The 25,941-nt window shown below is 61.6% G+C and carries 25 protein-coding genes and 1 tRNA gene; 15 read left to right on the top strand and 11 right to left on the bottom strand.

Features of this window, described 5'->3' with window-relative positions; translation table 11 throughout:
* Positions 1-54: 54 nt before the first annotated feature.
* From ACEN2R_RS14020 to ACEN2R_RS14010, 3 genes are read left to right on the top strand one after another with little or no spacing between them, the layout of a single operon-like run.
* On the top strand, positions 55-918 hold the full coding sequence (locus ACEN2R_RS14020) for an ABC transporter permease (protein ID WP_442043250.1): 864 nt from the start codon (positions 55-57) through the stop codon (positions 916-918).
* The gene (locus ACEN2R_RS14015; RefSeq protein ID WP_442043248.1) at positions 915-1,760 is read left to right on the top strand and encodes an ABC transporter permease; all 846 of its coding nucleotides are present in this window, start codon (positions 915-917) and stop codon (positions 1,758-1,760) included. The genes ACEN2R_RS14020 and ACEN2R_RS14015 overlap by 4 nt, the downstream gene beginning before the upstream one ends.
* A gap of 34 nt (positions 1,761-1,794) precedes the next feature.
* Complete coding sequence (locus tag ACEN2R_RS14010) at positions 1,795-2,781, top strand: ABC transporter substrate-binding protein (RefSeq protein ID WP_442043246.1); 987 nt, start codon at positions 1,795-1,797, stop codon at positions 2,779-2,781.
* A 52-nt stretch (positions 2,782-2,833) separates the two neighbouring features.
* Here the strand turns inward: ACEN2R_RS14010 and ACEN2R_RS14005 are convergent, their stop codons facing one another.
* From ACEN2R_RS14005 to ACEN2R_RS13975, 7 genes are all read right to left on the bottom strand, one after another.
* Positions 2,834-3,109 (bottom strand): glucose-6-phosphate isomerase, encoded by a 276-nt coding sequence (locus ACEN2R_RS14005; RefSeq protein ID WP_442043244.1) that lies wholly within the window; start codon positions 3,107-3,109, stop codon positions 2,834-2,836.
* Between the two features lie 186 nt (positions 3,110-3,295).
* Positions 3,296-5,245 (bottom strand): acetate--CoA ligase, encoded by a 1,950-nt coding sequence (acs, locus tag ACEN2R_RS14000; protein WP_442043242.1) that lies wholly within the window; start codon positions 5,243-5,245, stop codon positions 3,296-3,298.
* Between the two features lie 86 nt (positions 5,246-5,331).
* Entirely contained in the window at positions 5,332-6,081 is a 750-nt protein-coding gene (locus ACEN2R_RS13995) for an ABC transporter ATP-binding protein (RefSeq protein ID WP_442043240.1), read from the bottom strand.
* A gap of 12 nt (positions 6,082-6,093) precedes the next feature.
* Positions 6,094-6,852: an ABC transporter ATP-binding protein gene (locus ACEN2R_RS13990; protein ID WP_442043238.1), complete on the bottom strand. Its 759-nt coding sequence runs from the start codon at positions 6,850-6,852 to the stop codon at positions 6,094-6,096.
* Positions 6,853-6,864: 12 nt separating this feature from the next.
* Entirely contained in the window at positions 6,865-8,049 is a 1,185-nt protein-coding gene (locus ACEN2R_RS13985; protein ID WP_442043236.1) for a branched-chain amino acid ABC transporter permease, read from the bottom strand.
* A 3-nt stretch (positions 8,050-8,052) separates the two neighbouring features.
* On the bottom strand, positions 8,053-9,084 hold the full coding sequence (locus ACEN2R_RS13980) for a branched-chain amino acid ABC transporter permease (RefSeq protein ID WP_442043234.1): 1,032 nt from the start codon (positions 9,082-9,084) through the stop codon (positions 8,053-8,055).
* 93 nt (positions 9,085-9,177) lie between these two features.
* Complete coding sequence (locus tag ACEN2R_RS13975) at positions 9,178-10,536, bottom strand: substrate-binding protein (protein WP_442043232.1); 1,359 nt, start codon at positions 10,534-10,536, stop codon at positions 9,178-9,180.
* Positions 10,537-10,757: 221 nt separating this feature from the next.
* Here ACEN2R_RS13975 and ACEN2R_RS13970 point away from each other — a divergent pair, with 221 nt between their 5' ends.
* From ACEN2R_RS13970 to ACEN2R_RS13950, 5 genes are all read left to right on the top strand, one after another.
* Positions 10,758-12,068 (top strand): short-chain fatty acyl-CoA regulator family protein, encoded by a 1,311-nt coding sequence (locus tag ACEN2R_RS13970; RefSeq protein ID WP_442043230.1) that lies wholly within the window; start codon positions 10,758-10,760, stop codon positions 12,066-12,068.
* A 68-nt stretch (positions 12,069-12,136) separates the two neighbouring features.
* A complete protein-coding gene (locus ACEN2R_RS13965; RefSeq protein ID WP_442043228.1) occupies positions 12,137-12,505 on the top strand; it encodes a response regulator transcription factor in 369 nt (122 codons plus the stop codon).
* On the top strand, positions 12,502-12,825 hold the full coding sequence (locus ACEN2R_RS13960) for a hypothetical protein (RefSeq protein ID WP_442043226.1): 324 nt from the start codon (positions 12,502-12,504) through the stop codon (positions 12,823-12,825). The genes ACEN2R_RS13965 and ACEN2R_RS13960 overlap by 4 nt, the downstream gene beginning before the upstream one ends.
* The gene (locus ACEN2R_RS13955; protein WP_442043224.1) at positions 12,825-15,521 is read left to right on the top strand and encodes an ATP-binding protein; all 2,697 of its coding nucleotides are present in this window, start codon (positions 12,825-12,827) and stop codon (positions 15,519-15,521) included. The genes ACEN2R_RS13960 and ACEN2R_RS13955 overlap by 1 nt, the downstream gene beginning before the upstream one ends.
* Positions 15,522-15,606: 85 nt before the next feature.
* Positions 15,607-16,563, top strand: a complete 957-nt coding sequence (locus ACEN2R_RS13950; RefSeq protein ID WP_442043222.1) for a FliM/FliN family flagellar motor switch protein — start codon at positions 15,607-15,609, stop codon at positions 16,561-16,563.
* A 46-nt stretch (positions 16,564-16,609) separates the two neighbouring features.
* On the opposite strand, the gene ACEN2R_RS13945 is transcribed toward ACEN2R_RS13950, so the two are convergent.
* Positions 16,610-17,035, bottom strand: coding sequence for a TIGR01244 family sulfur transferase (locus ACEN2R_RS13945; protein ID WP_442043220.1), 426 nt, complete (start codon positions 17,033-17,035; stop codon positions 16,610-16,612).
* A 117-nt stretch (positions 17,036-17,152) separates the two neighbouring features.
* On the opposite strand from ACEN2R_RS13945, the gene ACEN2R_RS13940 reads away from it, so the two are divergent.
* Together ACEN2R_RS13940 and ACEN2R_RS13935 are read left to right on the top strand one after the other, a co-directional pair.
* A complete protein-coding gene (locus ACEN2R_RS13940; protein WP_442043218.1) occupies positions 17,153-17,482 on the top strand; it encodes a TraR/DksA family transcriptional regulator in 330 nt (109 codons plus the stop codon).
* Between the two features lie 20 nt (positions 17,483-17,502).
* A complete protein-coding gene (locus ACEN2R_RS13935; protein WP_442043216.1) occupies positions 17,503-17,715 on the top strand; it encodes a hypothetical protein in 213 nt (70 codons plus the stop codon).
* Here the strand turns inward: ACEN2R_RS13935 and ACEN2R_RS13930 are convergent.
* Positions 17,712-18,932, bottom strand: coding sequence for an acyl-CoA dehydrogenase family protein (locus ACEN2R_RS13930; protein ID WP_442043350.1), 1,221 nt, complete (start codon positions 18,930-18,932; stop codon positions 17,712-17,714). The genes ACEN2R_RS13935 and ACEN2R_RS13930 overlap by 4 nt on opposite strands.
* Before the next feature lie 72 nt (positions 18,933-19,004).
* Between ACEN2R_RS13930 and ACEN2R_RS13925 the strand changes: the two genes are divergently transcribed.
* Together ACEN2R_RS13925 and ACEN2R_RS13920 are read left to right on the top strand one after the other, a co-directional pair.
* On the top strand, positions 19,005-20,063 hold the full coding sequence (locus ACEN2R_RS13925) for a phosphotransferase family protein (protein ID WP_442043214.1): 1,059 nt from the start codon (positions 19,005-19,007) through the stop codon (positions 20,061-20,063).
* Positions 20,060-22,162 carry a 3-hydroxyacyl-CoA dehydrogenase NAD-binding domain-containing protein gene (locus ACEN2R_RS13920; RefSeq protein ID WP_442043212.1) on the top strand — a complete coding sequence of 701 codons (2,103 nt, stop codon included), beginning with the start codon at positions 20,060-20,062 and terminating at the stop codon, positions 22,160-22,162. Before ACEN2R_RS13925 ends, ACEN2R_RS13920 begins: the two co-directional genes overlap by 4 nt.
* A 103-nt stretch (positions 22,163-22,265) precedes the next feature.
* Here ACEN2R_RS13920 and ACEN2R_RS13915 read toward each other — a convergent pair whose 3' ends face one another.
* Positions 22,266-22,481, bottom strand: coding sequence for a hypothetical protein (locus tag ACEN2R_RS13915; RefSeq protein WP_442043210.1), 216 nt, complete (start codon positions 22,479-22,481; stop codon positions 22,266-22,268).
* A 123-nt stretch (positions 22,482-22,604) separates the two neighbouring features.
* On the opposite strand from ACEN2R_RS13915, the gene ACEN2R_RS13910 reads away from it, so the two are divergent.
* Positions 22,605-22,865: a DUF2312 domain-containing protein gene (locus ACEN2R_RS13910; protein ID WP_442043208.1), complete on the top strand. Its 261-nt coding sequence runs from the start codon at positions 22,605-22,607 to the stop codon at positions 22,863-22,865.
* Between the two features lie 23 nt (positions 22,866-22,888).
* Here ACEN2R_RS13910 and ACEN2R_RS13905 read toward each other — a convergent pair whose 3' ends face one another.
* Positions 22,889-23,764 (bottom strand): hypothetical protein, encoded by an 876-nt coding sequence (locus ACEN2R_RS13905; RefSeq protein ID WP_442043206.1) that lies wholly within the window; start codon positions 23,762-23,764, stop codon positions 22,889-22,891.
* 85 nt (positions 23,765-23,849) lie between these two features.
* On the opposite strand from ACEN2R_RS13905, the gene ACEN2R_RS13900 reads away from it, so the two are divergent.
* Both ACEN2R_RS13900 and ACEN2R_RS13895 read left to right on the top strand, forming a co-directional pair.
* Positions 23,850-25,508, top strand: a complete 1,659-nt coding sequence (locus ACEN2R_RS13900; RefSeq protein ID WP_442043204.1) for an ABC transporter permease — start codon at positions 23,850-23,852, stop codon at positions 25,506-25,508.
* 41 nt (positions 25,509-25,549) lie between these two features.
* Positions 25,550-25,625: transfer RNA gene (locus ACEN2R_RS13895), tRNA-Thr, on the top strand.
* The last annotated feature ends 316 nt before the right edge of the window (positions 25,626-25,941 follow it).

The raw sequence follows: 25,941 nt of genomic DNA, 5'->3' as shown, positions 1-25,941 counted from the left end.
GTGCGAACCCGCCAGATTTGAGTATTTAAGGAACAAAGTGGGGAGGAGGGGCGTATGAAGCGGTTTTATCCGGTTCTGACGGTTCTTGGGGCGGCGATTGTGCTTTGGTATGCGGCTGCGGTCTGGATGAACGGCGCTTGGGCGCGGGATCAGGCGGCGCGGGCGGGGGTGACGTTAAGCACGACGGCCTTTGTGGCGGAGACCTGGACGCAGGATCGGCCGGTGCTGCCCGCGCCGCATCAGGTGATGACAGAGCTGTGGCAGACCGTGGCGATGAAGCCCGTGACGTCCAAGCGCAGCCTGGTCTATCACGGTTGGATCACGCTCAGCTCGACCCTGCTGGGGTTTGCCATAGGCACCGGGCTTGGCATTTTGCTGGCCGTGGGGATCGTGCACAACCGTGCGATGGATATGAGCGTCATGCCATGGGCGATTGCCAGCCAGACGATCCCGATTCTGGCGATCGCGCCGATGATCATTGTGGTGTTGAATTCCGTTGGTATTCAAGGGCTTGTGCCGAAGGCCATCATCAGCGCCTATTTGTCGTTCTTTCCTGTGGTGGTGGGGATGGTCAAGGGGTTGCGCAGCCCCGATACGATGCAGTTGGACCTGATGAAGACCTATAACGCCAGCGGCGCGCAATCGTTTCTTGCGCTTCGGCTGCCGTCCTCGATGCCGTATTTCTTCACTTCGCTGAAGATCGGCATAGCGGCGGCGCTTGTCGGTGCGATTATCGCCGAGTTGCCCACGGGGGCGGTGCGCGGCTTGGGGGCGCGACTGTTGTCGGGGTCTTATTACGGTCAGACCCTGCAGATCTGGGCGGCGCTGTTCACGGCGGCGATTCTGGCGGCGTCGCTGGTGGCCATTGTCGGCATGATCCAGCGGCGAACGTTAAAGCGGATGGGGATGCAGGGATGAGCTGGATCGTCTTTGCCGTTTTGTTCTGGCTGGGCGCATGGGCGCTGAACCATTGGCTTTCGGTTTCTCGATGGTGCGATGCGCGGGTGGTAAGGCTGGCGGTGCCGACGGTGTTCGGCGTGACTTTGCTTGTGATATGGGAGGGGCTGGTGCGCGGGTTGAACGTGTCGCCGGTGATCCTGCCGCCCCCCACGGCGATTGCGGTGCGGTTCGGGGCAAGCCTGCCGATCCTTTGGGTGGATTTCGTGCAGACCTTTGTGAAGGGCGCGCTGTCGGGCTATGCGATTGGTTGCGGGGCCGCCTTTGTCACGGCGATTCTGATCGACCGCTCTGATTTCCTGCAACGCGGATTGCTGCCGGTGGGCAACTTTATCGCGGCGCTGCCGATTGTGGGAACGGCCCCCATTCTGGTGATGTGGTTCGGGTTCGACTGGCAATCCAAGGCGGCGGTAGTTGTCGTTATGGTCTTTTTCCCGATGCTGATAAATTGCGTGCAGGGACTGGCAGCGAGCGATTCCATGCAGCGTGACCTGATGAACACCTACGGGGCGACCTACTGGCAGCGGCTGTTCAAGTTGCGGCTGCCGGCGGCGATGCCGTTCATCTTTAACGGGCTGAAAATTTCGACAACGCTGGCGCTGATTGGCGCGATTGTGGCCGAATTCTTTGGTTCGCCGACGCTGGGCATGGGGTTCCGCATTTCGACAGAGGTCGGGCGGCTGGGGCTTGAAATGGTCTGGGCAGAAATCACCGTCGCGGCCCTTGCCGGCTCGGCGTTCTACGGGCTTGTTGCAGTGATAGAGAAGGGGGTCACGTTCTGGCACCCCTCGCAACGGGGCTGACACCACACCAAAAACAACAATCAGGAGGTTAATTATGAAACGGATTTTGACAACAGCACTGGCGGGGGCAATGACCTTTGCCGCCGGTATGGCGCAGGCGGCAGACGATCTGACGCTGCAACTGAAGTGGGTCACGCAGGCCCAGTTCGCCGGCTATTATGTGGCCAAGGACAAGGGGTTCTACGACGAGGAAGACCTGAATGTCACGATCAAGCCCGGTGGCCCCGACATTGCGCCGGTACAGGTTCTGATCGGCGGCGGCGCGGATGTGATGGTGGACTGGATGCCGTCGGCGCTGGCTGCTCGCGAGCAGGGCGCGCCGATTGTGAACATCGCGCAGCCGTTCAAATCGTCGGGCATGATGCTGACCTGCCTGAAGGAAAGCGGCGTCGCGTCACCCGAGGATTTCAAGGGTCGCACCCTGGGCGTCTGGTTCTACGGCAACGAATATCCGTTCCTGTCGTGGATGAGCAGCCTTGGCATCGGCACCGAGGGGGGCGATGGCGTGACCGTGCTGAAGCAGGGGTTCAACGTCGATCCGTTGCTGCAAAAGCAGGCCGATTGCATTTCGACGATGACCTATAATGAATACTGGCAGGTGATCGACGCGGGCCTGACGCCCGAGCAACTGGTGACGTTCAAATACGAGGACGAGGGCGTGTCGACGCTGGAGGACGGGTTGTATGTGCTGGAAAGCGCGCTGGCCGATCCGGCGATGGAGGAGAAGCTTGCGCGGTTCGTCCGCGCCTCGATGAAGGGCTGGAAGTACGCAGAGGCCAACCCCGACGAAGCGGCGATGATCGTTCTGGAGAACGACGAGACCGGTGCGCAGACGGAACAGCACCAGAAGCGGATGATGGGCGAGGTGGCCAAGCTGACCGCAGGGTCGAACGGCGCGCTGGACGAGGCGGATTATGCCCGCACCGTGGCCACGTTGATGGGTGGCGGGTCTGATCCGGTCATCACGAAAGAGCCGGTTGGCGCGTTCACCCATGCGATTACGGACAAAGCCCTGAACTGAGTGCATTCGCGACGAACGATGGAAAGGGCGGCCCGCAGGCCGCCCTTTTCGGTCAGATGCAGCGCACGACGCGGTAGGTGCCGTCGCCGTTCGAAATCGCGCATTGCTGTGTGGCATTGTTCTGGGCGACGATTGTGCCGATTGTGGCCCCTGCAAGGCCGGCGATGAGAACCCAGTTGCGGTCGGCATCGAAGGCATCCGCAGTGATGACGCCCAGCGTGGCGCCCGCCAGTCCGCCCACAACCATCTGCTGGTCGCTGGTCATCGTTTCGCAGGCTGCAAGCGACAGAAGGGCTGCGCATATCAAGGGACGTGTCAGGTTTTTCATTTTGTCCTCCTTGGATGAAAGAGGGCAGTATGATGGGGTTTTCCCCGGCGCGAAATGACGGCTGTCAAGCGGGTGGAGGCGTGGTTCCAGCCTTCGGCAAGGATATTTGGAGACGCAAGAAGGGCAAGGAAACGGCGAAGGGCCAGCGCGGTGCACCGGCCCTTCGTGGCCCGCAGAAATGCGGGATCAGGCGTGGTTCATGCGGTTTGTGATCAGATCGTCCACCACCGATGGGTCGGCAAGGGTCGAAGTGTCGCCAAGCGCACTGAAATCGTTTTCGGCGATTTTGCGCAGGATGCGGCGCATGATCTTGCCGGAGCGGGTTTTCGGCAGACCCGGTGCCCATTGGATCAGGTCGGGTTTGGCGATCGGTCCGATTTCATTGCGGACCCATTTTTCCAGATCCTTGCGCAGATCGTCCGTTGCCTCGACGCCGTTCATCAGGGTGACATAGGCGTAGATGCCCTGTCCCTTGATCGAGTGGGGATACCCGACCACGGCAGCCTCGGCGACGGCGGCGTGGGCGACAAGCGCGGATTCGACCTCTGCGGTGCCCATGCGGTGACCCGACACGTTGATGACGTCGTCGACGCGGCCTGTGATCCAGTAATAGCCGTCCGCATCGCGGCGGCAGCCGTCACCGGTAAAGTAGTAGCCTTTGTAGTCGCTGAAATAGGTCTGCTGGAAACGGTCGTGGTCGCCGTAGACCGTGCGCATCTGGCCGGGCCATGACTCTTTGATGCAAAGAACACCTTCGGCGGCGGTTTCGGTGATTTCGACGCCCGTGGTCGGGTCAAGGATCACCGGGACGATGCCGAAAAACGGTTTGGTCGCAGAGCCGGGCTTTGTTGCGGTGGCGCCGGGCAGGGGGGTCAGCAGGTGGCCGCCGGTTTCGGTCTGCCACCATGTGTCGACGATCGGGCATTTGCCCTTGCCAACAACGTCGTTGTACCAGGTCCATGCCTCGGGGTTGATCGGCTCGCCCACGGTGCCCAATAGCTTCAGGCTGGACAGGTCGTGCTGTTCCACGGGGTCTGTTCCATGGGCCATCAGCGCGCGGATCGCGGTGGGGGCGGTGTAGAACTGGTTGACCTTGTGCTTGGCGCAGACCTGCCAGAACCGGCCCGCATCGGGGTAGGTCGGCACGCCTTCGAACATCAGCGTGGTGGCGCCGTTCGCAAGGGGGCCGTAGATGATATAGCTGTGGCCGGTCACCCAGCCCACATCGGCGGTGCACCAGAACACATCGCCCTGATGGTAGTCGAAGGTGTATTCATGGGTCATCGAGGCATAGACGAGGTAGCCACCGGAGGTGTGCACCACGCCCTTGGGTTTGCCGGTAGAGCCGGATGTGTAAAGCACGAACAGCGGGTCTTCGGCGTTCATCTCGGCAGGGGCGCACTCGGCAGAGGCATTGGCCGCCAGCGCGTTGTAGTCATAGTCGCGCCCTTCGGTCCATGTGGTCTGGCCACCGGTGCGCTTGACCACAAGGTTCTTCACCGTGTCCTGGCAATGCAGCAAGGCCGCGTCGGTGTTCGATTTCAGCGCGGTGTTGCGGCCGCCACGGGGGGCCTCGTCGGCGGTGATCAGCACTTTGGCTTCGGAATCGTTGATCCGGTTGGCCAGCGCATCGGGCGAGAAACCCGCAAAAACGATAGAGTGGATCGCACCGATCCGCGCACAGGCCAGCATGGCATAGGCGGCTTCGGGGATCATCGGCAGGTAGAGCACAACGCGGTCGCCTTTGACGACGCCCAGATCCTTTAGCACATTGGCCATCTTGCAGGTGTTGGTGTGCAGTTCGCGGTAGGTGATATGCAGCGCTTGCTCTGTCGGGCTGTCGGGTTCCCAGATGATCGCGGTCTGGTCGCCACGGGTGGCCAGATGCCGGTCGATACAGTTGGCCGCGACGTTCAGGGTGCCGTCGGCATACCAGTTGATAGAGACCTTGCCATAGTCAAAGGTGACATCCTTGACGCTCGTGTAGGGCTTCATCCAGTCGATGCGCTTGCCGTGCTCGCCCCAAAAGGCGGCGGGGTCTGCGACAGAGGCGGCATACATAGCCTCGTAGCCTGCCGCGTCGATATGGGCGTGCTTTACGAAATCGGCGCTGGGGGCGTAGGTCTTATCGGTCATATTCGTATACTTTCTGTCTGTCCGGCTATCTGTCCGGTTGTGGTCCGCGCGCCGGGATCACTGTGGCGGCGCGCGGCAATTGGCCGTCAGATGGCCAGATATTCATGGCGCAACTTTTCGTTGCCAAGCACGTCTTCGGCTGTGCCGTCAAAGACGACCGTGCCCGTGTCAAGGATCACGGCGCGGTCTGCCAGATTAAGGGCGCGGATCGCGTTCTGCTCTACCAGGACCGTTGTGATGCCTTGGGCCTTGATGATGTTCAAGGTTTTTTCGATCTCGTCGACGATCACGGGGGCTAGACCTTCGTAGGGCTCGTCAAGCAGCAAAACCTTGATATCGCGCGCAAGGGCGCGGGCGATGGCAAGCATCTGCTGTTCGCCGCCCGACAGTGTGATGCCCTCTTGTTTGCGGCGCTCGCCCAGGCGCGGGAACAGGTCGTAGATCCGTTCAAGCGACCAGCCGATGGGTGGCGCGATCTGCGCCAGCTTCAGGTTTTCCTCGACCGTCAGGCCCGCGATGATGCGGCGGTCTTCGGGCACAAGGCCGATCCCCGCAGCGGAGGCCTCAAAGGCCTTCATGTTGTGCAGCGGCTGGTGATCCAGCCAGACCTCGCCATGGGTGATGCGCGGGTTTGCCAGCCGCGCGATGGCCCGCAGGGTAGAGGTTTTGCCAGCCCCGTTGCGCCCCAGAAGGGCAAGGATCTCGCCCTCGTGGACGTTAAAGCTGACGCCCTGCACGATGTAGCTTTCGCCGTAGTAGGCGTGCAGATCCCAGACCGAGAAAAAGGCGGGGGCGTTCGCGGCGTGGCTCGCGTTCATATTGCTTGGCGCGTTCATGGTTCTGCTCCCTTACCCGTGCGACGTTCCAAGGTACGCTTCCTGCACCTTGGGGTGGCCTTTAATGTTCGCCGGTATATCCTCGACCAGCGGTGTGCCCTGCGCCATGACGGTGATCCGTTCCGCCAGCGAGAACACCACATGCATGTCATGTTCGATGATGGCCATGGTGATGTCGCGCTTGGACTTGATCTCTTTCAGCAGGTCGATGGTGTTGTTGGTATCGGCCCGCGCCATGCCGGCGGTGGGTTCGTCCAGCAACAGCAATTTCGGGTCCTGCACCAGACACATCGCCATTTCCAGGCGGCGTTTGTCGCCGCGCGACAGGCTGGCGGCATGCATGTCTCGTTTGTCCTGCATGTTCACGTCGATCAGTATTTGTTCGGCCTTGTCGCGCATATCGGCCTGATTGCGCACCATCGACAGGGCGTTCAGCTCGAATGCGCCATCGCGTTTGGCAAAGCAGGGGATCAGAACGTTTTCATAGACGGTCAGGTCGCCGAAAATTTCCGGCGTCTGGAACACGCGGGAAATGCCCATCTGGCAGATCTCGTGCGGTTTGCGGCCCAGAACCGACTGCCCGTCGAACATTACCGATCCGGTGTCGGGCATCAGCTTGCCGATCAGGCAGTTCAGCAGGGTGGATTTACCGGCCCCGTTCGGGCCGATGATTGCATGAACCGTGTTTTCCTGAACCGACAGGTTCACATTGTTAAGGGCTTGCAGACCGCCGAAACGCTTGCCGACCCCTTTGATTTCCAGGATTCCCATATTTCAGGCTCCTTATTCTGCGGGGGACGTGGCGGAGGTGCCAGCGTCCTTGGGTTTGCGGCGGAACAGGCGCCCCAGCTTCTGACCGCCCTCCATCAGGCCACCGGGCAGGAAGATCACCACGGCCATGAACATCAGGCCAAGGGTCAGGCTCCAGCCTTTGCCGACAAAGGGATGGACGATGAAGACAACGAAATCCTCAAGCCCGTCCGGCATGAACGAGAACCACTGGTGCAGCACGTTGTCGTTGATCTTCGAGAAGATGTTCTCGAAATACTTGATAAAGCCCGCGCCAAGGATCGGCCCCAGAAGAGTGCCGGCCCCGCCAAGGATCGTCATCAGCACCACCTCGCCAGAGGCTGTCCACTGCATCCGGTCGGCCCCTGCCAGAGGGTCCATCGAGGCCAGAAGGCCACCGGCCAGACCGGCATACATGCCCGAGATCACAAAGGCCGCCAAAGTGTAGGGGCGGGTGTTGATGCCGGTGTAGTTCAGGCGCTGCTGGTTGGTTTTGACGGCGCGCAGCATCAGGCCGAAGGGCGACCGGAAGATGCGCATCGAGATGTAGAAGGCGACCAGCATGATGATGGCCGACAGATAGAAGCCCGCGTTGAACTGGAACGCCCAGGGACCCATCGCAAGGGTGTAGGTTTCATTCATCTGAAGGCCGAAGATGTTGGTGTATTTGGCCGAATTCACCCCGTCCAGAATACGCGGATCGCGTAGCGTGATCTGCAGGCCGGTTTCGCCGTTGGTGATCGGGGTCAGCACCGAATAGGCCAGGTTGAACGACATCTGCGCAAAGGCCAGCGTCAGGATCGAAAAGTAGATGCCCGAACGGCGCAGCGAGATATAGCCGATCACCAAAGAGAACAGGCCCGCCACGATAACGCTGAGCAGGATAGCGGGGATCACGTTCATCGTCAGCAGCTTCATCATCCAGACGGCAGAGTAGGATCCGACGCCCAGAAAGGCGGCGTGACCGAAGGAAAGATAGCCGGTCAGGCCGAACAGGATGTTGAACCCGATCGCGAAAATCCCGAAGATCACGAACCGTTGCATCAGGTCAGGGTAGCCCGCGTTGAACTGCGCAAGTTCCGATCCCGAGGGGAAGGGGTTCAGCAGGAACGGGGCCGCGAAGGTCATCAAAGCGACGATGACAAGAAGTGTGGTGTCTTTTTTGTCCAGGCCAAACATGGCTTATTCCTCCATCACGCCTTTGCGGCCCATCAGGCCACGGGGACGGGTCAGCAATACGATGATCGCGATCAGGTAGATGATGATCTGGTCGATGCCGGGGATCAGGGACTTTATCTCGTTCATCGAGGCAAAGCTTTCCAGAATACCCAACATAAAGCCTGCCAGAACGGCGCCGGGCAGACTGCCCATGCCGCCGACAACCACCACGACGAAGGACAGCACAAGGAAATCCATGCCCATATGGTAGTTCGGACTGTTGATCGGCGCATACATCACTCCGGCAAGGCCCGCGACTGCGGCGGCAAGGCCGAACATTATGGTGAAACGCTTGTCGATGTTGATGCCCAGAAGGCCCACGGTTTCACGGTCGGCCATACCGGCCCGCACGACCATCCCGAAGGTGGTGAATTGCAGAAAGGCGAACACCGCACCGATGATCATGGCTGAGAAGCCGAAGTAGACCAGACGCCAATAGGGGTAAATGATCGCGTTGGGATCAAATCCGAGCAGAACACCGAAATCGAACGATCCGCGGAAAACCTCGGGGGCCGGGGTCGGGATCGGGTTGGCACCGTAGTAATATTTGATGACTTCCTGCATCACGATCGCAAGGCCGAAGGTCACAAGGATCTGGTCGGCATGGGGGCGTTTGTAGAAATGCTTGATCAGGCCGCGTTCCATGATGAAACCAACGGCGACCATGATCGGAATGGCGAACAGGATGGCCAGCGGAACCGACCAGTCCAGTATGGCACTGCCGGTCTCGACCCCGAACCAGCTTTCCAGAATAGGAGTCTTGATGACCTGAGGGTTCCCGAGAAAGTCGAGCTTTGTCGGATCTATCGTCTCTGTGGAGATCGAAAAGATCTTTTGAAGGGTGACCGCGCAGAACGCGCCGATCATGAACAGGGCGCCATGCGCAAAGTTCACCACGCCAAGCGTGCCGAATATAAGTGTAAGTCCGAGAGCAATCAGCGCATAGGCGCTGCCTTTGTCCAGACCGTTCAGGATTTGCAGAAGGATCGCGTCCATGTCCCCACCCGATTGATGTGATTGGTGGACCGGCAGCGGTTTTACCGCTCCGGCAGGAACGACCGCACCCGAAGGTGCGGTCGATGAGTAGGCTTATGCGCCCGGGTTGCATTCACCCAGTTCGCCACCGGCAAACATGGGGTGATCCGGCGGATAGGTAACCTGTGCGGCTGGTGTGACCTCGACCAGTTCCAGCAGATCGTATTCGTTCTCGGGGTTCTCTTTACCCTTCACAACAAGCACGTCCTTGAAGCACTGGTGATCCGAGCCACGATACAGCGTCGGGCCGTTGCCCATGCCGTCGAACTCGAAGTCTTCGAGGGCCGCGACAACCGCACAAGGGTTGAACGAACCGGCACGCTCGACCGCGTCCGCATACAGCAGGGTCTGGACGTAGCAAGTGTGCGCGGCCTGTGACGGCGGGAAGCCGTATTTGGTGCCGAACGACTTGACGAAGGCGGCTGTGCCCGCATCCTCTAGCTGCCAGTTCCAGTTGGACGAGCCAACGATGCCCTTGATGTTGGCGCCAGCGCCTTTTGCCATCAGCTCGGAGTAGAGCGGAACAACGATTTCGAACTTCTTGCCGTTCACTTCCTTGTCGCGCAGGCCGAACTGGACCGCGTTGGTCAGCGAATTGACCATGTTTCCGCCGTAGTGGTTCAGAACCAGCACATCCGCGCCGGAGTTCAGAACGGGCGCGATGTAGGACGAGAAGTCCGTCGCGGCCAGCGGGGTCAGCACGTTGTTGACCGTGGTCCAGCCCAAAGCCTCGGTTGCGGCCTGGATCGACTCTTGCTGGGTCCAGCCCCAAGTGTAGTCGGCGGTCAGGTGATACACTTTACGGTCATTGCCGTATAGCTTTTCCAGAACCGGTGCCAGCGCGGCAGCAGACATGTAAGCGTTGAACATGTGGCGGAAGCCGTTCGCCTTTTTGTCTTTGCCGGTGGTGTCGTTCGAGTGGGTCAGACCCGCCATGAAGATGACGCCGGCCTCTTGGCAGAGACCCTGAACAGCCACAGCCACACCAGAGGACGAACCGCCCGAGATCATGATTGCGCCGTCTTTTTCGATCATCGACTTGGCCGATGCGCGTGCTGCATCCGACTTGGTCTGTGTGTCACCGGTGACATACACGACTTTCTTGCCGAGAACGCCGTTGCCTTTCAGCGCCTTGGACGAGAAGGTCTGCAGCATGCCGCCGTCGCCTTCGCCGTTCAGATGCTCGACAGCCAGCTGGAACGCCCGCAGTTCGTCCGCGCCTTCGTCGGCATAGGGGCCGGACTGGGGCACGTTGAAGCCGAACGTTACGGTGTCGCCTTGTGGTGCGTTGGTAAAGCCGGTGTGCGCAGCGGCGTTAACGCCACCCGTGTAAAGCGCGGGCACTGCAAGTCCGGCGCCGGCAATGGCGCCTGTCTTGATCACGCCGCGGCGTGTCAGATTAGAATTGGACATAAATATCCTCCCATTTCGTGAAATGCGGTTTCCGTCTCCTCAAACGTCGACCGCTGACCTTTTACAGGCTGTTCACAGTATCGTGCTGAATACGAAAATTTCGCAACAACTGCTTTTAAAGAAACAATTATTTTGTAAAGAAATATTCAATGTCGTAAGGTAAGTTGTAAATTAGTTTACGCGCACTTGCAGAAACCCTTTGACAACTCGGGACAAATTCGATGCCACGTGACACTTTGACCGGCAACCGCATCCGCGAGCGCCGTTTGGCGTTAGCGCTAAAGCAGGGCGACCTTGCCAGTCAGGCGGGAATATCGGCGTCCTATCTGAACCTGATCGAGCATAACCGGCGCAGAATCGGCGGTAAACTTCTGGTCGATATCGCGCGCATTCTGGATGTCGACCTGTCCGCCCTGACCAGCGGGGCAGAGGCGTCGTTGATCGAAACCCTGCGCGATGCGGCGGCCGGGGCAGGGCGCGGCGCAGTTGAAATTGACAAGATCGAGGATTTTGCCGGACGCTTTCCGGGTTGGGCGCGTTTGATTGCCGATCAGCACCGCCGCACCGCAGCGCTGGAACGGACGGCGGAAACTCTGTCGGACCGCCTGACGCATGATCCATTTCTGTCCGCGTCGCTGCACGAGGTCTTGTCGACGGTGACCGCGATCCGGTCGACCTCGTCCATTCTGGCAGACACGCGCGACGTTGATCCCGAATGGCAGGCGCGGTTCCACCGCAACCTTTACGACGATTCCGTTCGGCTGGCCGAGGGGGCGCAATCGCTGGTGTCCTATCTTGACAGCGCGGGTGATGCGGCGGCCAGCCTGACCTCGCCCCAGGAAGAGGTCGAGGCGTTCCTTGCTGCGCGGGATTACCACATTGAGGAGTTGGAGCGGGCCTTGCCCCCGCCGCCCGCGCGCCTGATCGCCGATGCGCCGGAACTGACCAGCAGCCCGTCGCGGTCTTTGGCCGAAGGGTTCTTGCGGCTTTACCGGCGGGATACGGAGCGAATGCCGCTGGAGCGGTTCACCGCCGCCGCCCGGTCCGCAGGATATGATCCCGCACGGCTGGGGGCGGAATTCGGCACTGATCTTTTGTCGGTCTTTCGCAGGTTGGCAGCACTGCCCACGCCCGAAGGTGCGCCGCCCATCGGGCTGGTGGTCTGCGACGGCTCGGGCACACTGACCTTCCGCAAGCCGCTGGATGATTTCCCGCTGCCCCGGTTTGGCGCGGCCTGTCCGCTTTGGCCGCTGTATCAGGCGCTGACCCGTCCGATGGTGCCGGTGCGCACCGTGGTAGAACCGGCGGGCCGTATCGGGCGCAGGTTTCTGACCTACGCCATGTCGCAACCTGCCCATGCCGCAGGGTTCGACGGGCCGACGGTGTATCAGGCGGCCATGCTGATCCTGCCCGAAGACCTTGTCAGCCTGCCCGAAAATCCGCCCCAAAGGATCGGAACAAGCTGCCGGATCTGCCCGCAAAGCGATTGTGTCGCACGACGCGAGCCGTCCATTTTGTCGAACGGGTTTTGACAGCGACTGTTTTTGTGGCAATAGTCATGGAAAACAAGACTAAACATAACTCTGGGAGGGGGATACGGATGGGCAAACGTGTCCTTCTGATAGAAGACGAGCCGAACATCATCGAGGCGATCCGGTTTATCCTGTCGCGCGACGGGTGGGCGGTCGATACCCATTCCAATGGGGCGGATGCGGTTGATGTGGTGCGGGCAAAGGCCCCCGATGTGCTGATCCTGGATGTGATGCTGCCCAATCGCAGCGGCTTTGACATCCTGAAAGATCTGCGGGCCGATGGGGCGACGGCGGGCCTGCCCATTCTGATGCTGACCGCGCGCGGGCAAACCAAGGACCGCGAGCTGGCAGAGCGTTACGGCGTCAGCCGGTTCATGACCAAGCCCTTTTCGAACGCGGAAATCCTGACCTCTGTCCGGGCCCTTGTGACGCCATGAGGGAACAGGGGAAACCCGTGTTTCTGGCCCGCCAGACCTATCGGCAGAGGCGGATCATGGACGCGGCGCGGTTGTTGCCGATTGCGGGCGCGTTTCTGTTTTGCGTGCCGATCCTTTGGTCACCCGCCACGACACCTGCGGCAGAAACCGCAGGGGGCACGATCTATCTGTTCGCCGTCTGGGCGGGGCTGATCATGATCGCCTTTGCCCTGTCGCGCCGGCTGTCGGGGGCGACGCAGGACAAGGGCACACCCGATACGGCCAATGATGTGACGACTGATGCGACTGCCGATACGACTGCCGTGACCGGGGATCGCTGATGGTTCCGTTCAACCTGCTTGTCGGTGTCTGTATCGGGTATGTCGCCTTCTTGTTTCTGATCGCCTTTCTGGCAGAGCGCCGCGCGGAGGCGGGCAAGCTGGGGTGGCTGCGATCACCGCTGGTCTATACGCTGTCGCTGTCGATCTACTGCACCGCCTGGACGTTTTACGGCGCGGTGGGCTATGCGGCGCGGTCGGGGCTGGAATTTCTGACGATCTATCTGGGGCCGACGCTGGTGATGATCGGCTGGTGGTGGGTCGTGCGCAAACTGGTGCGGATCGGGCGCACGCAGCGCATCACCTCTGTCGCCGACCTGATCTCGTCGCGATATGGCAAGTCGAACCTGCTGGGGGTGATCGTGACCGTTCTGGCCGTGGTCGGCACCACGCCCTATATTGCGCTGCAATTGCAGTCGGTTACCCTGTCCTTTGCGGTGTTCGCCGCTGCCTCTCCGAATGGGTGGGAAATGCAGGACCTGAACGCGACCGCGCTTTGGGTTGCGGCGGGGCTGGCGCTGTTCACGGTCATTTTCGGCACGCGCAACCTTGATGCGAACGAACGGCACCACGGCGTTGTCACCGCGATTGCCGTCGAGGCGGTGGTGAAGCTCGCCGCCCTTTTGGCTGTCGGCGTCTTTGTGGTCTGGGGCGTGGCCAGCGGCCCGACAGACATCCTTGCGCAGATCGACGCCTCGCCCATTGCCGAGTGGCAGTTGAACAGTGGCCGCTGGGTGACGCTGACGTTCCTGTCGGGGGCCGCATTTTTGTGCCTGCCGCGGATGTTTCAGGTGCTGGTGGTCGAAAACGCGGATGAACGGCACCTGGCCACGGCAAGCTGGGCCTTTCCGCTGTATCTGTTCCTGATGAGCCTGTTTGTTGTGCCGATTGCCGTTGTCGGCCTGTCCCAGATGCCTGCCGGATCGAACCCGGACCTGTTCGTGCTGACATTGCCCCTGTCGATGAACCAGGAGGGGCTGGCGATGCTGTCGTTCCTTGGCGGGTTTTCCTCTGCCACCTCGATGGTGATTGTGGCGGCGATTGCCCTGTCGACGATGGTGTCGAACCATATCGTCATGCCGATCTGGCTTAGCTCTGCGCGACAGGGGGCCAGCATGTCGGGCGACGTGCGATCCGTTATCCTTCTGGCGCGGCGGGTGTCGATCGGGGCGATTCTGGCGCTGGGCTACGCCTATTTCCGGTTTTCGGGCGGCGGCACCGCGCTGGCGGCCATCGGGATCGTGTCCTTTGCGGGGCTGGCGCAGATTTTGCCTGCGATGCTGGGTGGTTTGTTCTGGCGCGGGGCGACGCGGGCCGGGGCGGCGGCGGGCCTGTTGATCGGCTTTGCGGTCTGGGCCTATTGCCTGCTGCTGCCCAGTTTCGGCGCCTCGTTTCTGATGCCCGAAAGCCTGCTGAACGCGGGGCCATGGGGCATTGCCTGGTTACAGCCGCAGGCGCTGTTCGGGATCACCGGACTGGACCCTGTTGTGCACGCGGTGTTGTGGAGCATGACGCTGAACCTGTCGGCCTTTTGTATCGTGTCGATGTTCAGTTTCCCCGGCCCGCTGGAACGGCTTCAGGGCGCGCAATTCGTCAATGTATTCGACCACAGCCCGAACGCGCGTGGCTGGACCCAAGGCGCCGCCGAGACCGAGGATCTGTTGTTGATGTCACAGCGGATCATCGGACCGGCAGAGGCGCAAAGCATCTTTCAAAGGGCCGCATCGGCACAGGGGAAACGCGGCTATCTACCTGATCCAACACCGGAATTCATCCAGAATCTGGAACGGGAACTTGCCGGGTCCGTGGGGGCGGCGACGGCCCATGCGATGATCGGTCAGATCGTCGGCGGGGCGACGGTCTCTGTCGAGGACCTGATGGCGGTGGCGGACGAGACCGCCCAGATGCTGGAATATTCCAACCAACTGGAGGCGAAATCGGCAGAACTGTCACGGGCGGCGCGGCAATTGCGGGACGCCAATGAGAAATTGACAGAGTTGTCGGTGCAAAAGGATGCCTTCCTGTCGCAGATCAGCCACGAGCTGCGCACGCCTATGACCTCTATCCGGGCGTTTTCGGAAATTCTGCGGGATGGCGGCGGGGCGATGACGCAGGGCGACCTGACGCGCTATTCCTCGATCATCCATGACGAGGCCATCCGCCTGACGCGGCTTCTGGATGATCTGCTGGATCTGTCGGTGCTGGAAAACGGGCAGGTCACATTGCACATGCAGGCGGGGCGGTTGCCGGCGCTTCTGGATCGCGCGATTGCGGCGACCAGTGCGGCGACGAATTCGGGCCATGAGGCGCACAAGCTGGTCATCCTTCGCGAGGACGTGTCCGAGGATCAGCCGCTGTGGACCGACACCGACCGCCTGACGCAGGTGTTCATCAACCTGATCGCCAATGCCGCGAAATATTGCGATGCCAGACGGCCAGAGCTGCGCATCCGCGTGCTGGACCAAGGCGGGCGCACCCATGTCGATTTTATCGACAACGGGTCGGGGATACCGACGAAAAGCCAGACGCTGATCTTCGAGAAATTCTCGCGGCTTGGCGATCATGCGGCGGCGGGCGGCGCGGGCTTGGGTCTTGCGATCTGCCGCGAGATCATGGCCAAGCTGGGCGGCGAGATTTCCTATCTTCCGGGGCAGGGCGGCGCGGCGTTCCGTGTGTCTTTGCCGCCGCCTGCGGCATAAGGCTTGCCGCGCCCCGCTTGCGTCAATGATTTGGTAACCCCGTTCTGCCACTTCTGGGATAACAAAGCCCGGGGCGGTTCACGGCATGGAGAAAGACAGCATTCAATCGGTTCTATGGCGCAAGGCCCACGCGGGGCAGCCTGTGGCGGGGGCCTCGCCGATGACCGTGGTCAAGGCATTGCGGCTGGCGGTGTCCAAGGCGGCGGACAAGGTGCTTGGCCTTGCGCTGGCCGTCACCAGCGTGACCGAGGAAATGGCCGCGCTTGATCCGCTGTTGGCGGCGCTTGACGGCGATGCGCTGCTTGCGGTGCTGGAAGGGCCGGATGGTGCGCTGGGCCTTGTGATGATCGAGGCGCAGGCGCTGGCAGCCCTTGTCGAGGTGCAGACATTGGGGCGGGTGACACCCGCACCCGCCCCCCCGCGCCGCCCGACCCGCACCGATGCCGCGATGATCGAACCGGTGATAAACCGGATGGTTGTAGATTTCGGACTGGCCCTGGCAGAGGACCCGGCTGCGGTCTGGGCCGGCGGGTTCACATATGGCGTCTATGTCGATCAGCTGCGCACGCTCGGGCTTATCCTTGACGACGTGCCGCACAGGGTGTTCCGGCTGTCGGTCGATCTGGGGGGCGGGGCCAAGCAGGGCGAAATCCTGTTGGCCTTGCCGCGCGATCCGAAGCAGGTGCAAGCCGCCGTTCCCGCCGATGACCCGCACGAAGGCTGGACCGCCGCGCTGCACAGCACGGTTCTGGGGACAGAGGTGCAGATGACCGCCGTGTTGCACCGCCTGACCCTGCCGCTGGCCACGGTCACGGAATGGGCCGTCGGCGACATGGTAACGCTGCCCGCATCGGCGCTGGTCAATCTGCGGTTGGAAGGGGCGGATGGCATGACGCATGGCCGCGCCAAGCTGGGGCAATCGGCGGGGTTCAGGGCCTTGCGCATTTTGCACGACGCGCCGGATGTGGCACTGCCCCCGGACCCGCGCCCTGCGGCAATTTCGCCGCCCGAGACCCCGAAAATGGCCACGGCGGCGGAATGAGGCCGATTGCGGGGCCCGGCATGTCGCCCGCCGGAGCGACCCCGGACTAGCGGTGTGCCAATGCGTCCAGATGGGCGCGGAGACCGGAAAGGTTATAGCCGGCGTTTGCTGCGGTTTCGATGATCTCGTCCGTTGGCAAGGTGCCGGCGTTGGCCATGCCCCAAACGATCGAGGACCGGTTGCCCGATGCGCAATAGGCCAGAACCGGACCTGTCGCCTCGGCGATTGCCCCGGCTTGGGTCTTCACGTTGTCCTCGGTCATGATGCCCGGAGAGACCGGATTGACGACAAACACCAGCCCGGCCTGTGTTGCGGCCGCCTCTATTGCCGCCGCCTGCATATGGGGCGGGATCTCGGCGTCGGGACGGTTGCAGATAACCGTTTTGAAGCCCGCAGCGATGATTGCTGGAATGTCGCCCACTTCGATTTGCGGGCTGACGGCGTATGCGGGGGTAAGGGTGCGTATATCCATGGACGATTCAGTAGCGCGGGGTTCAGGTTTCGTAAAGATGGTTCGGCAGGTTTGACCTGTGTCAATGCGCACCGTCCGGCCGACTGCAACTGTGATCTTGCAACATTGGAGGATGGAATGGTCACACTTGAGGAACGACGCAAGGCATTGAACGCCCGCCTGGCCGAACTTGATGATCGGCTGCATGTCATAGAGGACGCGCTGGACGAGACCCCGGATCGCGACTGGGAGGAGTTGGCGCTGGAGCGCGAGGATGACGAGGTGCTGGAGACGATGGGGCTGACAGCACAGGCGGAAACGCGTATGATCAAGGCTGCGCTAGCGCGGATGGATGACGGCACCTACGGTGTTTGTGTTTCCTGCGGCGAGACGATCTCGGACGCACGTCTGGATGTGCTGCCCTACACGCCGTTCTGCAAGACCTGCGCCGATCCGGAAAACCGCTGATCCCGAAAAGGAGGACACCCATGGCATTCGAACAATTTATGGCCGGTATCTATCTGCTGCTGGACGAAATCCAGAAACGCCCAGAGGATGCACATATCCTGCAAGAGCAGCTGCGCGAGAAAATCGCAGAGTTGCATGTTCTGGGCCTGCCGGTGCCCGAGGATCTGGCAAAGCTGGAAGAAGAGCTGTCTGCGGACGGTGCCGACGAGCTGTTCGACAATATGCCGGTCTAGATCCGGTCCTGCGTATATCGGCGCAGTTCGGCCCGCGCCACCTGGCGACGGTGCACGGCGTCGGGTCCATCGGCCAGCCGCAAGGTCCGCAGGTGGGTCCATTGGCGGGCCAGCGGGGTGTCCTGACTGATGCCCTGCGCACCGAACATCTGCACGGCCTGATCGGTGATCTTCAGCGCGATCGCGGGGGCCACCACCTTGATCTGGCTGATCCACGGCGCGGCGGCGCGGGCATCGCCCTGATCCATCATCCACGCGGCTTTCAGGCATAACAGCCGGGCCTGCTCTATCTCCATCCGGGCATCGGCGATATGGTCGTAATTCGCCCCCAGTTGCGCCAGCGGTTTGCCGAAGGCGTGCCGGTCCAGCGACCGTCGACACATCAGTTCCAGCGCCTTTTCCGCCTGACCGATCGCCCGCATGCAGTGGTGGATGCGCCCCGGCCCAAGGCGCCCCTGCGAAATTTCAAAGCCTCGCCCAAGCCCCAGCAACAGATTGTCCGCCGGAACGCGGACATCGGTGAACCGGATGTGCATGTGCCCGTGCGGCGCGTCGTCATGCCCGTAGACCTGCATCGGGCGCAGTTTCTGGATACCCGGCGTCGCGGCGTCCACCACGATCATCGAATGTTGCGCGTGTTTTGGCCCGTCGCCGCCGGTGCGCACCATGACGATGTAGACAGCACAGCGCGGATCGCCCGCGCCTGTCGCCCACCATTTCTCGCCGTTCAGCACAAAATCATCGCCGTCGCGCACACAGGACATGGCAATATTGGTCGCGTCGGAACAGGCCACCTGCGGTTCGGTCATCAGATAGGCCGATCGGATCTCGCCCGCCAACAGCGGCGCCAGCCAGCGCGACTGCATCGCGGGGGTTCCGTATTTCGCAAAGACCTCCATATTGCCGGTATCGGGGGCGTTGCAGTTAAAGACCTCTGCCGCCAGATGCGCTTTGCCCATTTCCTCGGCCAGATAGGCGTATTCGACGGTGCCAAGGCCATGCCCCGCACCTGCGTGCCAGAAATTCCACAGGCCCGCCGCCTTTGCCTTGGCCTTCAGGCCCTCCAGAATCGCGGTCTGGCGCGGGGTAAACTGCCAACGGTCGCCGATGTCGACCTCGGCCAGAAAGACCTCGTCCAGCGGTGCGATGTCGTCGCGCACCATGGCCTTGACCTGTTCCAGAAGGGGGGCAAGGCGGTCTGTAATCCCAAGGTTCATACCGGTCATATCTGTCTCCTGATCGGGGGCAGGGTTGCCGCCTGCTGCGGGCTTGTCAATCAAGGGATTGCAATGCCGGGGGGGCTGGTCGAAGAATACGCTATGGATCAGGGACTTGGCTTTGATATTGACCGGCTTGGCGCCTACTTGCAGACCCGCGTTCCGGGGTTTTGCGGGCTACGGCGCGTCGCGAAATTCGCCGGTGGCCAGTCAAACCCCACCTACAGGCTGGACGCCGACAGCGGCACCTATGTCCTGCGGACCAAACCTGCGGGCGCGCTGCTGCCCTCGGCGCATATGATCGAGCGGGAATACCGCGTGATGCAGGCGCTGTCGGGCAGTGCGGTGCCGGTGCCGAAGATGCTGCATCTGGCGGACGAGAGCGGGCCGCTGGGCCGCGGGTTTTTTGTGATGAGCCATCTTGAGGGGCGCATTTTCCGGGATCCTGCGCTGCCCGATCAGTCGTGGGTGCAGCGCGGGGCGATCTATGATGCGATGAATGCCGCGCTGGCGGCGCTGCATTCGGTCGATGTGGGACGTGCGGGGCTGTCGGATTTCGGGCATGCGGGCAATTACTTTGCGCGGCAGACGGCGCGTTGGTCGCGGCAATACCGTGCCTCGGCGGGGCGCCCGTCGCCGGAAATGGAGCGGATCATCGATTGGTTGGCCGCAAACATGCCCGACGATGACGGGCAGGTCGCGCTGGTGCATGGCGATTACCGGCTGGACAACATGGTCTTTGCCCCCGACAGCGCGGCGGTGATCGGCGTGCTGGACTGGGAGCTGTCGACGCTGGGCCATCCGCTGGCCGATCTGGCCTATCAATGCATGCAGTGGCGTTTGCCGCATCAGGGCGGCATGCGCGGGCTGGGCGGGCTTGACCGCCGCGCCCTTGGCCTGCCATCAGAGGAAACATATGTCGCCGCCTATTGCGACAGGCGTGGATTGACGGTGGCGGATCATTGGCCATTCTATCTGGTGTTTGCGTTTTTCCGTCTGGCGGCAATACTGGAAGGTGTGGTGGGACGCGCGGCAGGGGGCAATGCTTCTGATCCGCAGGCGGCGCGCCGCTATGCAGAGGCGATCCCCGTGCTTTTGCATATGGCGGTCGGTGTAATGGGAAAGACATGACGATGGGTGATCCGGTAACCGTAAAGATCTTGGATGGCACGGCCTTTGTGACCATCGACAACCCGCCTGTGAACGCATTGGGTCATGCGGTGCGCGTCGGATTGCTGGCCGCGCTGGACCGGCTTGAGGCGGCCCCGGTCGTGCAAGAGATTGTGCTGCTGGCAGAGGGGCGCACCTTTCCTGCGGGGGCCGAGATCAAGGAGTTCGGGAAAAAGCCCGAAGACCCCTGGTTGCCCGAGATTTTCGACTGGATAGAGCAGTGCCCGAAACCCGTGATCGCCCTGCTGCACGGAACGGTGCTGGGCGGCGGGCTGGAACTGGCAATGGCCGCGCACTACCGCCTGGCCGATCCCGAAACAAAGCTGGGATTGCCAGAGGTCGCTTTGGGGATTTTGCCGGGGGCGGGGGGCACCCAACGCGCACCGCGTCTGATGGGCGCCGATGCGGCGCTGGACCTGATGTTGTCCGGCGCACCGATCGGCGTGGCCGAGGCCAGCCGCAAGGGCATCATCGACGGGGTGGTGCGTGGCAATCTGCCAAGCGCAGGGGCGGCGTTTGCGAAATCCCTGCGCGACAGGGGCGCGGGGCCGCGCCCGACACGCGACGTGACACAGGGCTTTACCGATGCCGCCGCCTATCAGACAGCGGTCAACGCGCGGCGCGCGGCAATGGCGGGCGCGCCGCAGGACAACATCGCGCGGATCATAGATTGCGTCGAGGCGGCGCCTTTGCTTCCGTTCGAGGCGGGGATGGCGTTCGAGCGGGACGCCTTCGACGAGCTTGTCGCATCGGACCAGTCAAAGGCGCTGCGCCACGCGTTCTTTGCGGAACGCCGCGCCGCAAAGGTGCCGGAACTGGCAACGGGCCGCGCCCGCGCCATCCACCGCGTTGCGGTGATCGGCGGCGGGCTGATGGGCGCGGGCATCGCGGTGGCCCATCTTGACGCGGGGCTGGAGGTGAAACTGCTGGAGCGCGATGCCGCCAGCCTGCAATCCGCCCTTGCCCGGATCGCGCAGATTTACGACCGCGCAGCCGCGCGCGGCACGCTGTCCCGAGAGGACCGCGCCGCGCGCCTCGGGCGGGTGTCGGGCACCTTGCACTACACCGATCTGGCCGACGCGGACCTCGCAATAGAGGCGGTGGTCGAGGATCTTGCCGTCAAGGCGCAGGTCTTTGGCCGGCTGGATGCGGTGCTGATGCCCGGCGCGATTATTGCCAGCAACACCTCCTATCTGGATCTGGACGTGCTGGCGGCCGAAACACAAAGACCGGGCGATGTGATCGGCCTGCACTTTTTCTCGCCCGCGCATGTCATGACCCTGCTCGAGGTCGTGGTGGGGCGTGAAACCGGCGCCGATGCCGTGGCAACCGGATTTGCGCTGGCGAAACGGCTGGGAAAAACGGCGGTGCGCGCAGGCGTGACCGATGGCTTTATCGGCAACAGGATGCTGGCGGCCTACCGGCTTGCGGCGGATTACACCGTTGAACTGGGCGCGTCCCCCTTCGAGGTGGACGCGGCGATGCGGGGCTATGGATTTGCAATGGGGCCCTATCAGGTGCTGGATATGGCGGGGCTGGATATATCCTGGGCGCGGCGCAAACGTCTCGCCCCGACGCGGGCCGAAGGCGCGCATTATGTCGCATTGGGCGACAGGCTGTGCGCGGCCGGGCGGTTCGGTCGCAAGACCGGGCGCGGCTACTACCAGTATCCCGAAGGCAGCAAAACCGGACAGCCCGACCCCGAGGTGCTGCAGATGATCGCCGCCGAACGCGAGGCGAAAGGGATCAGCCCCCGCAGCTTTGCCCCCGCCATCATCCGCAGGCGCTGTCTGGCGGCTATGGCCAACGAAGGTATGAAACTGCTGGACGAAGGGATCGCCCTGCGCCCGTCCGACATCGACACGGTGATGATCCACGGCCACGGCTTTCCGCGCCATGCGGGTGGCCCGATGATGGCCGCCGATCTGACCGGATTGCCGCGTCTTCATAAGGACCTGCGCGACCTTTCGTCCGAGGACGATGCACTATGGTCGCCCCACCCGATGTTGGGCGAGCTGATCAAGAACGGCTGGAAATTCGACAGGCTGAACGAGGCTTGATCCATTCTTCTCGGTCCAAATACTCTCGCGCGAAGCGCAAAAAAACCTTTTTGAAACGATTTGCCTGCGGCGCGGATATTTTTAGAACAAAGAACGTGAAAGATCAGGCCAGAAAGATACCGACGACGACCATCATCAGGCCGATGACCGACAGGAAAAGCGCCCCGAGGTTGATGACCACGACCCGTTGCAGACGGGCGCGCATGTCGGGTTCGGACAGATTGGCGCGTTTTGCCCTGGCGGCAACGACGATACAATAGACCAGCCCCGCAAGGCCGGTCATAGACACTGTAGCGCCTGCCCAGATCAGAAATTCCATTGCGCGTGCTCCTGCCGATAAACCCACAGATGCGCTAATGGATGCGGTGCGGTATGGCAAGTGTCTTGCGGGGCGCGGGCAGGGCGGGTATCCAGTGCCTCCAGATGATTTGAGGGGCCAGACATGAGCGACACATCCACCGATGCAACCTACCGCGTGACCGCCGACGAACTGCGCCAGTTCATCGAGCGGATCGAGCGTCTGGACGCCGAGAAGAAAGACCTTGCCGATCAGCAAAAAGAGGTCATGGCCGAGGCCAAGGGGCGCGGGTACGACACAAAGATCCTGCGCAAGCTGATTTCGTTGCGCAAGCGCGACAGCAATGACATCGCCGAAGAAGAAGCCATTCTGGAGCTTTACAAAGAAGCGCTGGGGATGAGCTGAGGCCGACGTCCTGATCGAGGGGCTTAGGGGGTGATGAAATTCACCCCCGGCATGCGCTGAATCCGGTACATATCTTCCTCGTAGAGTTCGGTCAGTGTGTCGACGTAGACATCCGTCCAGCCGGGAAGGTCCAGTTCAAGCTCGATCTGGTCCTCTATCGCGAATTTATCCAGAAATGCCGAGATGATGCGGCGCAACTGCACTTCGGTCTGTGGCGGGTGCGATTCCAGATAGGCGCGGAAACGCTTCATCCCGTCGGGGGTCATGATCTCGGCCAGAAGGTCGAACGAACCGACGAGTTTCGTCATCGGCTCTGCCCCGGATATTTCCCGCAAGAGCTGTGACCAGATCAGCGGCGTATCCTCGTTGCACCAGACCGTCAGCGCGGCAGAGGGGCTTGTTGCGCGGATCCGTCCGACCATATCCGACCAGCGCAGGCCCATCGGATCGGAGCCCTGAAGCAGCGTATCGTATGTCAGATTGTCCGTGCGCGTCAGAAGGGTGGGGATGAAGGTTGCCGGATTGCTGACCGAAAGGTGGAATTCGACCGGACACCCGGGAAAGAGGTTCGACAGAGCGGCGATCTTTTCCTCGGTCTGGTCATAGAGGCGACCGTTTTCGAAAATGCGCGGCACGACGCAAATGAAATGCTCGTTCGACAGGATCAGGCGGTCTGCCTCGTCCTCGTCCATTGTGGCATCCAGAAGCAGCTCTTGAACGCTGGCGGGGGCTGGCGCACCTTTCAGCGACTGCACCGTTTCGCGAAAAAGCTGGCGATAGCGGCTGGGGCCGGGCACGACTATGCCCTGGCCTACCAGCTCTGCCTTGTTTTTCAACAGACTTTTCAGCAGGCGGTCTTCATCCGTGCTATGGGCGCCGATGTGGAAAACGACCTGCATAATGCTCCGTGAACGGTTGTTTCAATTGCGGGCAATATACGGGGTTTTCTGGACAGGGAAACCGCTTTCCGTTAAGTCGTTCGGCATGACCGAGCAAAACACTCAACTTACCACATGGCGTCGTCCGCGTCTGGCTGTCGATTTCTGGTCGATCGGGGCCCTTTTGATCGCGGCATTGGTCCTTATGCCGATCATCGCTGTCATCTGGCTGGCGTTTTTCCCGACGGAAAACATCTGGCCGCATCTGATTGCCACGACCTTGCCGCGCTATCTGGGCAACTCGGGGATATTGATGGTGTCGGTCGGCGTCCTGTCGGCCTGCGTCGGGACTGGCGCCGCCTGGCTTGTGGCCATGTACCGCTTTCCGGGCGTGCGCTGGTTGCAGTGGGCCCTGTTGTTGCCCCTGGCCATTCCGGCCTATGTCGGCGCCTATGCCTTGGTGGATTTTCTGGACTATTCCGGTCCGGTGCAAGCCGCACTGCGCGCTACATTCGGCTGGACATCCTCGCGTGACTACTGGTTCCCCGAGATCCGGTCGCGTACCTCGGCTGTGATCGTTCTGTCTGCGTCCTTGTTTCCTTATGTCTATCTTTTGGCCCGCGCCGCGTTCCGCGAGCAGTCCGGGTGCAGCTACGAGGTGGCACATGCGCTGGGGGCGGGGCCTTTTGCCCGCTTCTGGCGGGTCGGGCTGCCGCTTGCGCGTCCCGCCATTGCGGCTGGGGCGGCGATTGTGATGATGGAAACGATCAACGATTTCGGCGTGGTCGAGTATTTCGCGGTGCAAACCCTGACCACAGGCATCTTCAGCGTCTGGCTGGAAATGGGTAACGCGGGCGGAGCGGCGCAGATCGCGGTGGTGATTCTGGCGCTGATTCTGGGGCTGGTGGCGCTGGAGAAAACCAGCCGCCGCAACAGCCGCTTTTATAGCCTGTCGCGCCAACAGCGCCCCGTCGAGCCCGCAGCATTGGCCGGATGGCAGGGGTGGCTGGCAACGGCGCTGTGCGTCTTCCCGTTCCTTGTGGGCTTTGTTCTGCCTGCTGCGGTGATTCTGTCCTATGCGGTGCAAAGCGGCGCGGCATGGGTCGATCCCGGCCTGATCCGCGCCTTGATGCATACGCTGGTTGTGGGTGGCGCGGCGGCGGTGCTGACAGTGCTGCTGGCGCTGTTCATGGTTTACGGGGTGCGGCTTGCGGGGCGCGGTCTGCCCCGCACCTTGTTGCCGCTGACAACCATCGGCTACGCCGCGCCGGGGGCTGTTCTGGGGGTGGGGATCCTGATTCCCATGGCGGCGGCGGACAATGCATTTGCCGATCTTGTGCAGGGCTGGACCGGCTTTGACCCCGGGCTATTGATGACCGGATCGTCGTTTGCGATTGTTTTCGCCTATGTGGTACGGTTCTTTGCGATCGCACAGGGGGCCACGGATGCCGCGATGGGACGGGTGACGCCCAGCCTGCCGATGGCGGCGCGATCCCTTGGTCGATCTGCGGGAGGCACCCTGCGCGCGGTCTATATGCCGTTGATGCGCGGGTCCGTGGGCACGGCATTGCTGCTTGTTTTCGTCGATTGCGTCAAGGAATTGCCCGCAACGCTGCTGCTGCGCCCGTTCAACTACGACACCCTTGCGACCCGCGTCCACGAGAAGGCCTCGCTTGAAAATCTGGGCGACGCATCCCCTGCGGCAATCCTTGTGATCGGTGTTGGACTGCTTGCTGTAATTTTGCTTGCAAGAACCAATCGCTAGGGCTTGCATAAGCCGAAATGATTTCGTAAATGAGCCTCAATGCCCCTATAGCTCAGCTGGTAGAGCATCTGATTTGTAATCAGAGGGTCCGCGGTTCGAGTCCGTGTGGGGGCACCATAATTTTTACTTAACTAATTGATAATAAACAGTTTAACCCCAAGGTGGGTTTGAGGTATCCCCTCAATTATACACCTTTTACGTTTTGCTAAAATTTCTTGAAACTCCTAAGCATAGCGGAAAAATCAAGCCCCCACCAAATTCGGACGGTGTTTCAGCCAGGCGGTCGGCAGAAAAGTCATGACGACACTAAAGGCATTCCACCTCGCGATTGTGGCTGCCCCTAGAGGTCAGCGTGGGGCGGTTACGATAATCAAGAAACGGGACGCCGGATGGATGGTCGAGCAGGACTTACTCCTAGAGTCTCTTCTTCTAC

Origin of the sequence: Pseudogemmobacter sp. W21_MBD1_M6, assembly GCF_052119585.1 — a bacterium.
In the GTDB taxonomy this organism is placed as follows: Bacteria; Pseudomonadota; Alphaproteobacteria; order Rhodobacterales; family Rhodobacteraceae; genus JBGQOJ01.
The sequence above is the reverse complement of the archived record's forward strand: the minus strand, read 5'-3'. Positions and strand labels throughout refer to the sequence as shown.

Coding starts and splice junctions, on each gene's coding strand:
- ACEN2R_RS13920 (WP_442043212.1), top strand. CDS start 20,060: ATGACGATGGGTGATCCGGTAACCGTAAAGATCTTGGATGGCACGGCC.
- ACEN2R_RS14010 (WP_442043246.1), top strand. CDS start 1,795: ATGAAACGGATTTTGACAACAGCACTGGCGGGGGCAATGACCTTTGCC.
- ACEN2R_RS14005 (WP_442043244.1), bottom strand. CDS start 3,109: ATGAAAAACCTGACACGTCCCTTGATATGCGCAGCCCTTCTGTCGCTT.
- ACEN2R_RS13925 (WP_442043214.1), top strand. CDS start 19,005: ATGCCGGGGGGGCTGGTCGAAGAATACGCTATGGATCAGGGACTTGGC.
- ACEN2R_RS13930 (WP_442043350.1), bottom strand. CDS start 18,932: ATGAACCTTGGGATTACAGACCGCCTTGCCCCCCTTCTGGAACAGGTC.
- ACEN2R_RS13945 (WP_442043220.1), bottom strand. CDS start 17,035: ATGGATATACGCACCCTTACCCCCGCATACGCCGTCAGCCCGCAAATC.
- ACEN2R_RS13940 (WP_442043218.1), top strand. CDS start 17,153: ATGGTCACACTTGAGGAACGACGCAAGGCATTGAACGCCCGCCTGGCC.
- ACEN2R_RS13965 (WP_442043228.1), top strand. CDS start 12,137: ATGGGCAAACGTGTCCTTCTGATAGAAGACGAGCCGAACATCATCGAG.
- ACEN2R_RS13985 (WP_442043236.1), bottom strand. CDS start 8,049: ATGTTTGGCCTGGACAAAAAAGACACCACACTTCTTGTCATCGTCGCT.
- ACEN2R_RS13960 (WP_442043226.1), top strand. CDS start 12,502: ATGAGGGAACAGGGGAAACCCGTGTTTCTGGCCCGCCAGACCTATCGG.
- acs (WP_442043242.1), bottom strand. CDS start 5,245: ATGACCGATAAGACCTACGCCCCCAGCGCCGATTTCGTAAAGCACGCC.
- ACEN2R_RS13980 (WP_442043234.1), bottom strand. CDS start 9,084: ATGGACGCGATCCTTCTGCAAATCCTGAACGGTCTGGACAAAGGCAGC.
- ACEN2R_RS13990 (WP_442043238.1), bottom strand. CDS start 6,852: ATGGGAATCCTGGAAATCAAAGGGGTCGGCAAGCGTTTCGGCGGTCTG.
- ACEN2R_RS14015 (WP_442043248.1), top strand. CDS start 915: ATGAGCTGGATCGTCTTTGCCGTTTTGTTCTGGCTGGGCGCATGGGCG.
- ACEN2R_RS14020 (WP_442043250.1), top strand. CDS start 55: ATGAAGCGGTTTTATCCGGTTCTGACGGTTCTTGGGGCGGCGATTGTG.
- ACEN2R_RS13950 (WP_442043222.1), top strand. CDS start 15,607: ATGGAGAAAGACAGCATTCAATCGGTTCTATGGCGCAAGGCCCACGCG.
- ACEN2R_RS13905 (WP_442043206.1), bottom strand. CDS start 23,764: ATGCAGGTCGTTTTCCACATCGGCGCCCATAGCACGGATGAAGACCGC.
- ACEN2R_RS13900 (WP_442043204.1), top strand. CDS start 23,850: ATGACCGAGCAAAACACTCAACTTACCACATGGCGTCGTCCGCGTCTG.
- ACEN2R_RS13935 (WP_442043216.1), top strand. CDS start 17,503: ATGGCATTCGAACAATTTATGGCCGGTATCTATCTGCTGCTGGACGAA.
- ACEN2R_RS13995 (WP_442043240.1), bottom strand. CDS start 6,081: ATGAACGCGCCAAGCAATATGAACGCGAGCCACGCCGCGAACGCCCCC.
- ACEN2R_RS13970 (WP_442043230.1), top strand. CDS start 10,758: ATGCCACGTGACACTTTGACCGGCAACCGCATCCGCGAGCGCCGTTTG.
- ACEN2R_RS13955 (WP_442043224.1), top strand. CDS start 12,825: ATGGTTCCGTTCAACCTGCTTGTCGGTGTCTGTATCGGGTATGTCGCC.
- ACEN2R_RS13910 (WP_442043208.1), top strand. CDS start 22,605: ATGAGCGACACATCCACCGATGCAACCTACCGCGTGACCGCCGACGAA.
- ACEN2R_RS13915 (WP_442043210.1), bottom strand. CDS start 22,481: ATGGAATTTCTGATCTGGGCAGGCGCTACAGTGTCTATGACCGGCCTT.
- ACEN2R_RS13975 (WP_442043232.1), bottom strand. CDS start 10,536: ATGTCCAATTCTAATCTGACACGCCGCGGCGTGATCAAGACAGGCGCC.